The sequence below is a fragment of the Paenibacillus sp. FSL K6-4396 genome (genome assembly GCF_038002525.1).
Classification (GTDB): Bacteria; Bacillota; Bacilli; order Paenibacillales; family Paenibacillaceae; genus Paenibacillus; species Paenibacillus amylolyticus_B.
Window position 1 is genome coordinate 4285106 of record NZ_JBBOCR010000001.1, and the last position, 11788, is coordinate 4296893.

General features: G+C 45.7%; 13 protein-coding genes. 5 read left to right on the forward strand and 8 right to left on the reverse strand.

Annotation, left to right across the window (positions count from 1 at the left end; translation table 11 throughout):
* Nucleotides 1-27: 27 nt before the first annotated feature.
* Nucleotides 28-1029, reverse strand: coding sequence for a GTP 3',8-cyclase MoaA (moaA, locus tag MHB85_RS18485; RefSeq protein WP_341073387.1), 1002 nt, complete (start codon nucleotides 1027-1029; stop codon nucleotides 28-30).
* 320 nt (nucleotides 1030-1349) lie between these two features.
* Between moaA and MHB85_RS18490 the strand changes: the two genes are divergently transcribed.
* The 5 genes from MHB85_RS18490 to MHB85_RS18510 are packed head-to-tail and all read left to right on the forward strand — an operon-like array spanning nucleotide 1350 to nucleotide 4150.
* A complete protein-coding gene (locus MHB85_RS18490) occupies nucleotides 1350-1583 on the forward strand; it encodes a DUF2249 domain-containing protein (protein WP_036613358.1) in 234 nt (77 codons plus the stop codon).
* Nucleotides 1584-1600: 17 nt separating this feature from the next.
* Entirely contained in the window at nucleotides 1601-1975 is a 375-nt protein-coding gene (locus MHB85_RS18495) for a hypothetical protein (protein WP_091017890.1), read from the forward strand.
* Complete coding sequence (locus MHB85_RS18500) at nucleotides 1962-2573, forward strand: DUF2249 domain-containing protein (protein WP_105599328.1); 612 nt, start codon at nucleotides 1962-1964, stop codon at nucleotides 2571-2573. The genes MHB85_RS18495 and MHB85_RS18500 overlap by 14 nt, the downstream gene beginning before the upstream one ends.
* 13 nt (nucleotides 2574-2586) lie before the next feature.
* Nucleotides 2587-3819 carry a hypothetical protein gene (locus MHB85_RS18505; RefSeq protein WP_341073388.1) on the forward strand — a complete coding sequence of 411 codons (1233 nt, stop codon included), beginning with the start codon at nucleotides 2587-2589 and terminating at the stop codon, nucleotides 3817-3819.
* A 31-nt stretch (nucleotides 3820-3850) separates the two neighbouring features.
* Nucleotides 3851-4150, forward strand: coding sequence for a metal-sulfur cluster assembly factor (locus MHB85_RS18510; protein WP_445739057.1), 300 nt, complete (start codon nucleotides 3851-3853; stop codon nucleotides 4148-4150).
* A gap of 227 nt (nucleotides 4151-4377) precedes the next feature.
* Here the strand turns inward: MHB85_RS18510 and MHB85_RS18515 are convergent, their stop codons facing one another.
* The 7 genes from MHB85_RS18515 to MHB85_RS18545 all read right to left on the reverse strand — a co-directional run bounded on the left by MHB85_RS18515 (nucleotide 4378) and on the right by MHB85_RS18545 (nucleotide 11637).
* Nucleotides 4378-4719: a cupin domain-containing protein gene (locus MHB85_RS18515; protein ID WP_105599330.1), complete on the reverse strand. Its 342-nt coding sequence runs from the start codon at nucleotides 4717-4719 to the stop codon at nucleotides 4378-4380.
* 143 nt (nucleotides 4720-4862) lie between these two features.
* On the reverse strand, nucleotides 4863-6821 hold the full coding sequence (locus MHB85_RS18520) for an ABC transporter permease (RefSeq protein ID WP_341073391.1): 1959 nt from the start codon (nucleotides 6819-6821) through the stop codon (nucleotides 4863-4865).
* On the reverse strand, nucleotides 6796-7566 hold the full coding sequence (locus MHB85_RS18525) for an ABC transporter ATP-binding protein (RefSeq protein ID WP_017687815.1): 771 nt from the start codon (nucleotides 7564-7566) through the stop codon (nucleotides 6796-6798). Before MHB85_RS18525 ends, MHB85_RS18520 begins: the two co-directional genes overlap by 26 nt.
* Before the next feature lie 192 nt (nucleotides 7567-7758).
* The gene (locus tag MHB85_RS18530) at nucleotides 7759-8730 is read right to left on the reverse strand and encodes a sensor histidine kinase (protein WP_341073392.1); all 972 of its coding nucleotides are present in this window, start codon (nucleotides 8728-8730) and stop codon (nucleotides 7759-7761) included.
* A 23-nt stretch (nucleotides 8731-8753) separates the two neighbouring features.
* Nucleotides 8754-9467, reverse strand: a complete 714-nt coding sequence (locus tag MHB85_RS18535) for a response regulator transcription factor (protein WP_091017900.1) — start codon at nucleotides 9465-9467, stop codon at nucleotides 8754-8756.
* A gap of 83 nt (nucleotides 9468-9550) precedes the next feature.
* Nucleotides 9551-10525 (reverse strand): sugar kinase, encoded by a 975-nt coding sequence (locus MHB85_RS18540; RefSeq protein ID WP_341074248.1) that lies wholly within the window; start codon nucleotides 10523-10525, stop codon nucleotides 9551-9553.
* A 68-nt stretch (nucleotides 10526-10593) separates the two neighbouring features.
* Nucleotides 10594-11637 carry an SPFH domain-containing protein gene (locus MHB85_RS18545; RefSeq protein ID WP_341073393.1) on the reverse strand — a complete coding sequence of 348 codons (1044 nt, stop codon included), beginning with the start codon at nucleotides 11635-11637 and terminating at the stop codon, nucleotides 10594-10596.
* Between the last annotated feature and the right edge of the window lie 151 nt (nucleotides 11638-11788).

An 11788-nucleotide genomic window follows, 5' to 3' on the forward strand; every position in this document is an offset into this window, starting at 1 on the left:
GCAAGTCTGAATCTTGAACTGCGGTTGCTAACCTCCGATTTGCGACATATGTCGCAACGTTGGCGTGCCGTCGATCTGTTGCCCGTTTAAGGCTTTTACCATGTCATGGGTTTCGGGTTTGGCTCCGAGTGCCTTGTAAAATAAGCCCTGAACCGCCTTGTCATCACCTACGAGTGGACGAACATTGAACTCATCCGACCAGTAGAGACAAGGTTTGATATTTCCGTCTGCCGTCAGCCTGAGTCGATTGCAATTTCCGCAGAAATGACTGCTGACCGGATGGATCAGACCAAAGGTTCCAGTAGCTCCCTTTATGCGGTAACTATCTGCGGGACCATTGCCGTAAACTTCACCACAGCTTTCGTAGTTCCATGATGCTCCGCATGTTTCCAGCACATGTTCGAGTGGTAGATATCCTGATCTCCAGCCATCACCACTGTCACCTATAGGCATGTACTCGATAAAACGAATATGAATGGGTTCATCCCGGGTCATCCTCAGAAAGTCTTCCACTTCATCGTCGTTCACGCCTTTCATCAGCACCACGTTCAGCTTGATCGGATGAAATCCAGCCTTTTGACTGGCTTTAATGCCATCCAGCACACGCTGCACCTTGCCGCCCCGGGTAATGCTTGCGAATCGTTCTGGCTTCAAAGAATCCAGGCTTATGTTCACCCGTGTTAGCCCCGCAGCCTTCAGCAGATCCGCATAGGCTGCCAAATAGATGCCATTGGTTGTCAATGCGATATCTTCAATTCCTGGAATGGCGGACAACATGGCAATCAGTTGATCCAGACCCTTGCGAACAAGAGGCTCCCCTCCAGTTAAACGCAATTTCCTAATGCCTAATGGAGCAAGCGCCTTAACGATGGACGTGATTTCTTCATAGGACAGGATTCGTTCTGTCGGTTCAAACTGCATTCCTTCCTCCGGCATACAATACACACAGCGGAGATTACAGCGATCCGTAACCGAAATTCTTAAGTAATCATGTATTCTTCCAAATGGGTCCATTAATTTCGATTCCATACACGTACCTCCCTTCTCTAGGGTGCTGTCTTCACATCAGCCGAAGGAGGGAACATACTTCCTCTCATCGAGTGTCATCTTGACGCTAAATATAAGGATGTCTCGTTCGCTCAACTGTGCAAAATATCACAAGAAGTGAAACATAGCGCACAAGTGCACATCTATATATGCTCCGTAACCCTTTTCCAAACAGGATTGTGGTCCAAATAAGGCAAAATTATGGCAAAAGGAAATGTGTGAGCAGGCTCACAAAGACCCCTCTTCACATTTTCTATAATCAAATTGCAACACCACACTATCCCTATTTGGAGGAATGACACATGAACACATATGCAGCAACTATTAATGCCACGGAGTATCCACCGCATTTGAAACATAAAGTTATTTTCGAAACGTTTGATCAGCTGCAACCGCAGGAATCCATGCTGCTTATTAATGATCACGATCCAAAACCGCTACGATTCCAGTTCCAATCCACACATCCTGACGGCTTCAACTGGGAGTACATTGAACAGGGGCCTACAACGTTCCAGGTCAAAATCAGCAAATTATAGATTGGAGCTGAAGCGCTATGGCGCACGTTGATATTATTGATGACACTACACTTCGCATCACGCTGCGGCTGGAAGATGCCACAACCATGATTCAAATGGCACAGCGTGAGCAAGTGGAATATGCACAAGAGATCATTACCATTTATGAAAAAATGCCTGTGTTCGAATATACTCATTTCTGTTTTTACGCCTATGATAGTGCGAGACTTTTTGAGCGTGTGCTCGGAATGGATCCCAAAGCATATCTGTCCTTCTCCCTCGATGCGCCGGAGTCATTCTTCTATGCTCTGTATGGTGGTATGGTCGCCCTGTATGAATCATCTCTACAGTTGGTACAGCAGGCGGATGTAGCTGGTGCAGGATTGGATGTGAACGCACATGTCTCCATCTGAAGTCCATATTGTTGAATTGGATGTGCGTTCTCATCTGAGTAAAAAGCTGGAGCCGTTTCAGTTGATCATGGACACGGTCAAAGGCCTTCAACATGAAGATGTATTTGTACTACACGCTCCATTCAAACCAACGCCTCTGCTCGGTATTCTCAAAATGAAAGGGTACTCCAATTCATCAGAACGCAAGAGTTCAGATCACTGGGTCACCACATTTGTGCACAAAAAAAATAAAACCAGTGCAGATACCATATCTGCAGCGGTTTTATCCGGTACGCCCCCAAAGACTGAACTGGATTCGGTTTCAGGTGATACCTCATTTTCCTGCGAGGGCCGTCCAGAAGAAATTATTGTGGAAGCTGAGTTCAATCCATCTTCTCAGGCTCCAACCGTCGTACTTGATAACCGGGGATTAGAACCACCTCAGCCGATGATGCGAACGCTTGCGGCACTGGAGCGTTGCAAGCCCGGGGATGTCGTGTTGATTCATAATGACCGTGTGCCTGTATTCTTGATTGAGGAACTTAACAATCTGGGTTGTCTCTACACAGTTGCAGATCAGGCGGATGGTACAGCCAAAGTGAGAATTGAAAAAGGGTAAGGAGGCGAAAGCCATGTCCAGGTTGCCGTTTCTTTTTATCATCACGGGCATCTTTGGATTTGTAATGTATCACGCATTCTCCCTGCTCTCGCTGACAGGCTGGCTTGGTGATGAACTCAGAGGACCCGAAGGCTGGTTTCATGCCCATCTGTTTGTGCTCGGGTGGGCAACCATGCTGGCTATGGGTGCCGTTTATCAGTTGATACATGTTATTTTGCAATCCAATATCTACAGTCTGTTTCTCGGTTATTGTCATTATTTCTTGTTCAGTATTGGAATCGTGGGTATCTTATACGGCTTCATTCATGCAGATGTCATCTGGATTGCCGTTTCTGCTACACTCGCGCTTTCTGGCATTCTGTTGTTCGGATGGAATATGGCCGTTACTCTCTTCCGGGCCTCACAGTGGAATCCGGTAACGATCAGCGCAGCTTGTTCCTGTCTTTATCTGGTTCTTACCGGGCTGTCCGGTATGCTAATGGGTCTGAATTTTGCCTTTGGTGATTGGAATAGTCTGCATGAACGCTTATTCGGCGCACATATCTGGATGGGAACACTTGGCTGGTTTGGCATGTTAATTACCGGCTTCAGTTACAAAATGCTTCCCATGTTCTACTTATCCCACGATTTTTCCATTCGACTGCAAAAAGTGGTCCTGGTTCTGTGGAATGCAGCTGTAGTTACAGGTGTTGTCGCATTTCTGACAGGTATTAAGGGAAGTCTGCTCTGGCTCGCGCTCCTACTTCTAACCGCAGCCCTTCTCTTCTATGTGTATCACTTGGAGCAAATTCAGGAGAAACGGCACAAAAGTAACCCAGGTCCGGGCATCCGCTGGTCTGTGTATGTAAGCCGTGCGTTGGCTGTATATGCTGTTGCCCTACTGATCTATTCCTCGCAAGGGACTGAACTGCTGCTCCATCCACGTGTTGTTCTGCTGTCTGGATGGGTATATCTCGGGGGCTGGGTGTCTCTCACCATACTTGGTTATGCCTCCAAAATCGTGCCCTTTCTATGGTGGACCCACAAATATGGCAAGCAGGCAGGCAGACCCGGAACACCGCTGATGGCAGGTATGCTAAGTGAACGGTATGTCAATTGGGGTATGCTCGCCATGGTCGCTGGAAGCCTTTTGCTTGTCAGTGGAATTCTGATTAATCTGGCAGAGGTCATGATGGTTGGAGGGACGATTTTGTCTCTTGTCTCCATCGTTTATATAACAAATATTGCTTTGGTATTCAGACGTTAATGTTAATAAAATGGACTGGAGAGTGAACATGATGGAACAAACCACGCATTTGCTGGAATGTCTCAAGGAAGTATATGACCCTGAATTAGGTGTCAATATCGTTGACTTGGGTCTGGTGTATGAAGTAAGGGAAGAGCCTGAACGGGTACATGTACGGATGACGCTGACTACACCAGGTTGCCCGCTGCACGATACAATTGTTGGTGCGGTGAAATGGGTTTTGCAGGAAAATACAAATAAGACTGATATTGATGTTCAAGTCGTGTGGGAGCCACAGTGGTCTCCACAGCTGATGTCAAATGAAGCCAAAGTAATGCTGGGGTACTTCTAGGCACAATGACTATAGACCGGATGCATGAACAAATTACTGCCGGAATACGAAAAAGCGTACTTAAATCTGATGTTCTCAGACCCAGGTATGCTTTTTGTTTTTCGAAGGAAGCCACACTTGGTCAATGTATTCTTGAATAAAAAATAAATAAGGAAACTCCAGAATAGAGTTTCCCTTATATTAGTGCCGATCAGTGAATCATTCTATCAATTCCTTGATATTAGATCTTAGATGTCCTTTGCATACGATGCTGCTGGAACTTTATTTAATACCACGAACAAACGAACCTCCTGATCTCCTGTATTATGGAATGCGAACTCCACCTCACCGCCACAATGGATCACATCCTCTTGTTTCACCTCTTGTTCCTTTCCATCCAAAATAAGAGTGCCTGTGCCTTCGACAACCAGCAAAATAACGTCTGTGCCCGGATGTTTATGAACGGGAAGCTGCTGACCTGGCAGAAAATGAAGTACAAAGGTCACTCCATCACCCTGTTGGAATAAAATCCGTTTTGTGAAACGGTCCTCGCTGAATGTTTTGACTTCTTGCAATGACGTAATACTCATGATTAATCTTCCTCCTCGATAATATAATCTGTGAATACATTCATCTTATCGCAAGAAAACCCGCATTTCCTTGATCTGAATCAAGGAATGCAGGCAATGAACAGATCATGGTCGGTCCTTATGACCGTTTGTTTCTAAGATGGTTACACCATCATTTTGCGCAGAGAAGATATATATCTGGAACGAATAACAAAGAAATAAAACGTCTGTGCAAGTACAAAGGCACCAAATACAGTCAACAGCGGCATCGTATAATTGGTAATACCGAATTCAGTAAGAAATGGCTTAACCACGACCAAAGTTTCAATGATAGCTACTCCGATCGGTAAAAAGAACAGAATGGCAATCTGAACGGTGGATGATCGTTTCATCTCCTGGAAACTGAGACCCATTTTCGAAAGAGAATGCACCATCTTTCCATCCGCTTCAAGATCGGTATGCAGTCTGAAATACAGAAAGCTTGCGGAAGAGATCGAGAAGATTAATCCGATAAATATGCCCAAGAAGGTAAATAGTGCTGTCCCCTGTCTGAATCTTTCAAAATCACCGTACCGCGTACTCAGATATCCAGAGTGGTTATCCGTTGAAGCGTTGCTACTCCGAATGGAATCCGCGGAGAATAGAAGCTGATCGCTAACCATGGCTTCCGAGGAGTGGCGGTCAGGTACAGCATGACCCCATGCAGGAATCTGATACAGATATTTAGCAGATATCATATTCTCTTTGATCTGTTGGGCAATCTCTTCATACTTCTCATCCGGTAGGACAACTACACCTGTAGCATAGAGTAGGGTTCCAAACTGTGGATCGATATCTGTATCCGTAACCCGGGCTTCCAGTGGGCTCGCATTCAGACTCAACGTCAACTTGTCTCCCTTCGCATAATTACGAAATCTGTTGCGCTCGATCTGACCCTGATCCTTCTCATTGCGGGTATCCACAAATAAGGCAGATCCGGCATCCAATTGGAACATCTTTTTCCCTTGTGTCAGATTGTATTGGTTGTAGTGACTAAGCGGCATAACCGAGACAGCACTCTGATCTGCAGCGGACCAGAAATATTCCAGATATATCTGTTGATAATCCAAGCCTGCAGCTTCAAGCATCGAATCAATAGCGCTCATATCCAATTGCTCTGCTGGTCTGAAAACATTGTATTGAATTGGAAAATCATTGTTTGTAAACTGCTCCCGGTTCTCCTGATCCAGTGACAAAATCACAACTGCACTCATCGAAGCAATCGCAATCACTACCGTCACCATAAAGAGCATCCGAGCATTATCCTTCATTTTGTAACTCATCTCTGAGATCCATAACAGACGAGTACCATGCCATACCGTTTTACGATTACGCTTCAATACCCGTATAATGAGCACGGAAAGTTGTGAGTAGAAAAAATACGTCCCTGCGATGCCTGTCACTGCTGCGAGCAAGATCGTACCGCCACTCAATTTACTGCGGAGTGCTACAAATCCGATTGTAAGTAATGTCAGGCCCAGAAGTGAGAAGAACCACGAAGCTTTGGGTTCTTTTTTAGGTTTGCTGGTCCCCGTCAAAAGTTCTAACGTCCGTTTGTTTCCGATAAATACCAATGTGAAAAGTGAAATGCAGAAAAATAATAACAGAAAGGCCCCGATCGTAATCAGAATCGCTTTCACCGGAAAATAAAAGGACAGATCATCCATCCCGATAAAACGAGTGGTTAACATCAGGAACAGCTTGGACAACAACATGCCTCCGCCGATACCGGCAATAATGGACAGACAGCCGATCAACATATTTTCCAATATGACCAATTTCCGAATCTGTCCAGGCTCCGCACCAAGTATGGTCAGAATGCCAAACTCCTTGTTCCGTGATTTGAGAAAAGCACTGATGGAATACATAACAAAGAAAAATGCAAACACATACACGATAATCGAAGCGATCTGCATCCCCGTAGCGGTAGTGTCACCCATTGGCAACTCTGCCACATATGGATGATAGATAAATACTGCATAAGCGAAAAATATCATGACCATAAACACACTGCTAAGAAAAAAAGCAATATACGCTCGCCCATTGCGGCGAATGTTATTAAACGCGAACTGAGGAAAGCTCATGTGAATTCCCTCCCCAGAAGGATAAAGTATCAATGATCCGCTGGAAGAACGTCTGCCGATTATCTCCGCGGTGTACCTCCGCTGCCAGTTTCCCGTCCTTGATGAATACGATTCGATTGCAATAACTTGCAGCAAGGGGATCGTGTGTCACCAGCATAATGGTCGTTTTCTCCTGCTGATTAATCTGTTCAAGCGACTCCATGACAGCCTGAGATGAAGTGGAATCCAATGCACCAGTGGGTTCATCCGCCAATACAATCGAAGGCATATTGATCATGGATCTCGCAATGGCTGTGCGCTGTCGCTGTCCACCCGAGATTTCGTACACTCGTTTATCCAGAATATGATCAATCCCAAGCTTGGCTGTAATACGATGTAGTCTACTCTCCATCTCCTTCAGTTTGACCTTGTCCAGTGTCAATGGAAGTACAATATTCTCGGCAACCGTCAGCGTGTCCAACAGATTGAAATCCTGAAAGACAAACCCGAGTTCCCGACGCCGGAACATGGCAAGTTCTTTCTTTTTCATATCAAACGGGTTCATGCCATTAATCAGCACCTTGCCTGAGCTGGGTTCATCAATGGTAGAGACCATGTTTAACAATGTGGTTTTGCCACTGCCGGACGGGCCCATAATACCCACAAACTCACCTTGTTTGATTGTCAGATGAATATCACTAAGGGCTTGAGTCTGCACTTTGCCCTGATATACTTTGTTCAGTCCTGATACTTGTAACATTTCCATACATAATTCCCTCCTAATCCATCATTCTTTATACGTTAATTCTATTCTTATCCTAACTGACCTCCCCTAACGGTGCTATCGAATTACCTTAAACTTCCCTTACAGTACGTTTAAGGTTCTGTTCCCCTGCCTCCATAACTTGTTGTATCTATAAAAAAAACACCTCACCCATGGCTGTGGGCAAAGCGCTCTTTATTGCGGATATTTCGAATGAAGCCAGCTAAATCTGACCAACGTTCCCTTATTCAGCTCCGAAAACAACTCTACCCGGTTATCCAGACGTGCACTGATCTCACGAACCAGATATAACCCCATCCCTGTGGATTCGTGGTATTGCCTGCCACGTTCACCTGTAAAATAGGGATTGAACACACGATGAATATCCTCGGACGAGATCCCGATTCCCTCATCCTGAATGTCCAGGATTGTACGCTCTTCCTGTTTATAGCCGGTAATGATCACTTTTTTGCCTGATTTGCTATCGGAATAGTTCACGGCATTGGTCAAAATCTGGGTGAACATGAACCGTAGCCACTTGGAATCACTGTATATCTGAAGGTCGCCCTCCATCCGGATATCCGGCGTAATGCCTCTGCGAATAAACAAACGCCGGTTCTCTGCAATGCTACTCCGAAGCACCTCATGCAGAGACAGCAGCTCTACACGAAAATCCCCTTCGAACTGTTCAAGCCGTGATGAATGCAAGACCATCTCAAGTCCTTTGCGCATTTTATCCAGCTCATCCTGAATACTGCCAGCCGTCTCATCTTCCACATCTTCCAAGGTCAGTTGGATGATGGACAAGGGCGTCTTCATCTGATGAACCCAGCGATTCATGAATACCACCTGCTGATCTTTGCTAGTACGCAATTGACCCATCTCGTTCTGCCGATTACGCTCCAGTTCATGTAACAATTCCTGGATGGCTTCCGCCACGACCGAATTTCCAAGCGTTTGGAAAGGCTCGTTTACCAGTTTACGTGGTTGTTCAAGCAGACGATAATACGCTCGCAGCTGGAGGTAACGTATGATCAGATAGACCAACAGTACAACAGTACTGATCAGCATGCCATAAAGGACAATCTTCATCGGACGGCCCTCACCAGAGAGCCAGTAGACACACGGAACCAGCAGCATCTGTAACACATAAAATCCAACTAACATCTGGTGGTCTTTCAGGAAAAGTCTCATTTCCCTTTTCCCTGTGCAGATGAAAGCAGATCCAACACACGATAACCAGCTCCGCGAACCGTCTCCAAAATCTCTTCTGCACCCAGCTCCTTCAACTTCCGGCGAACACGGGTAATATAGACATTCAACGTATTATCATCGATAAAATGCTGATCTTCCCACATTTGTTCTAACAATTTTTCTCGGCTGACAACTCGGCCTGCCTTTGCCATTAGTGCTTCCACCAGTATCGCTTCCTTCTGTGTCAGCTCTATTGAACGTTGATCATATTCCAGTACAAATCGCTCAGGATAGAGGATCATGGGACCATTCGTAACTGTTACTTCCTGCTGAACAGCAGCGTAAGAACCATAGGCTCTGCGTAGCTGACTGCGGACTTTGGCAAGAACGACTTCATATTGAAAGGGTTTTGTAATATAATCATCCGCTCCATGTTCCAATGCCATAATCTGATCCATGCCACTATCCCGAGCGGATATGAATAGAATGGGACATATGGAATGTGTACGTATCTGCCTGCACCAGTAGTACCCATCATATTGAGGCAAATTCACATCCATCAGCACAAGATCCGGTTCCATCTTCACGAATTCTTCCAATACATGACGAAAATCTTCTGTGACCTGTACCTGGAATCCATTTCGGGTCAGATAAGCCGCGAGCAATCCTGCTAGCTTGGCATCATCTTCAACCAACAATATCGACTGCATCGTTAACCCTCTTTCCGTTTCCTGACGTCAGTGTATCACATCTAGTTACCCATTCTAGTCGGAAACGGCTTGAAAATAAAGCTTTAGACCACGAGACGCCCTCTCTTCTCTGCCAAACCAATGATAGCTTCCACTCCTGAATTAAACTCAAGAAAGTCCTGCTCGACCCCATCGCTGAAAATAACACCATCCTCTGGCATCTGGGATACAATGTGCAGTGGTTGCTTCGAATGGATCTGTCCAAACACCAGATTGGCAGCTGTCGTTCGGCTCGGAAAAGGTTCACGTACTGAAAAATATAAGTAAGGCGCATCCCAGTTAAAATGATTCAGCTCCTGCCTGCTTCCATGAATGGATGAGGATGCAACAGCAACCTCATCTTCAGAATTCATGTTCTGCCAAGCAGCGGACCCTACAATTCCGGTGGCTCCGGCCAGCACACTTTTGAACCAGCCTGTCGATCCCATGCCTGTGGATACAATGATGCCACTGGAAGATTGTTGTTCTGCGGATGAACCCAAACGCACTTCATAACGTGCCGATACATGCGTCTTCCGACCAATGAACAGATCATTCACACCATATAAATACTGTCCATCATTCAGTTCCACTTTGGCGAGAGTGACTTCTTTCAATGTTCGTTGCTTTCGAATGACATCAGGAACAATGAAGCTCAGATCTTCCACGGTAAAAGGTAATAACACGCCATCCCACCGCATCGGGTCCGGGTTCACACCTATTAGCGGCTGCTCGGTTACGTATTTGAGGGTATTGGCTACAAGCCCATCCTGTCCAACCACGACCACGATATCCTGCTCTCCAAAGATAAAATTAGGCACATGTTCCCGATCAACGGTCTGTACACGGCCCAATTGACCCAGTTGCTGCTGTGCCTGCTGCACAGATAACCGATAACGACGGTCTTCCTCCATATAATCACTGAAGTCTGCGCCCAGACGTTCAATATAAAACTGAGCTTGCTGCACCGTGTTATATCGAACCACCAACTCTTCCAGTCGGGTCCGACGCTTAACGAGAATGAGCTTGTATTCGCTCATTCGATCGTCCGGCGTAGCCTGATGACGTACTGATTTCCCTGCTTGCTCTGCCTCTCTTCTTCCTAATCTCATCGCCCTCTACCTCCCTGATCTCTGCCCGGCGCGGAAGACATCAATCCCTGCAACAGATCCGGCGAGATATTAAGCTGTCCGATCTTGCCTGCATTTTCGGCCAGTTCCTGGAATGCTAGTGCGATCAGCTTATCAGAATTCATGCCCATATTCGCCATTGCTTGCAGTACATTTGGTTGTACATTTTGCAATGAGTTCATCACGGCAGCAATCTCGTACGCTTTGGCATCTGCCTCGGCATTGTGATTGGCAATGGTCAATTCAATCAGTTGCTGCTTGCGTTCCTCCATCCCTGTATTGAACTGAAGCTGCTCCTGCTCCATCTCGTTTTGTTTCTGTTTCACCGAGCGTTCTGCCTGCAATTGGGTCTCACGAATTTGCTGTTTCTTTGTCTCCACGGCAATTTCGGTGTTCAGTTCGTTCTCCTTCACTCGTCTCTCCTGTTCAATCGATGCATTGCGACGCACATACAGCGCTTCATCTGCTTGACGTAAAATCTCTTCCCTCGCTTGTGCTTCCAATGCACGCATCGTCTCTTTATTGGGCAGAATGGCCAGGATGGATAGACTCATCAGCTCAACGCCCAGTTTCTCCAACTCTTCACTTTGCACAACTTCGCGTTTCATGCTGCTTGCCAGCCGTTCACTGGATTGAATGGCCTCCTTCAACGGCATTTTCTCCAGATATTTCTTGGTTAGTACTTTCGCTGTGGTGATTACCCGTTGGTCCAGTTTGCCGGGGTCGTCTGAAATATACCGATTCTTGCGCAAATTGTATGTGTAATTCAGGCTCTGTGTTATTTTCAAATAATCTACAATGCGATAACTTAGCTGTCCCTGCACAGTAACGGTCTGATAGTCCGCCGTAATCTCTTCAAACATAAAAGGTACATCCACCGAGGACACGGGTAGCACCACTACCGATGTGGTGGGCTCATAATAATAGAAGGACAATCCAACACCCTGACGTTTTACCTCTCCATTTTTCACTTTCATTACATATTCACTGGGTTGAAACTTTGCAAATCGAAATCCAAACATGGCTCATTCCCCATTTCTTAATATTGTCGTTTTGATATTATCGAAATGATAACAAATGAATTCGATATTGTCAATACGACATTAACAAATGATTCATATGCCTATGTAGAGAAAGGGATGAATTCTGAACCCCATTTTTTCGAAAAAATAA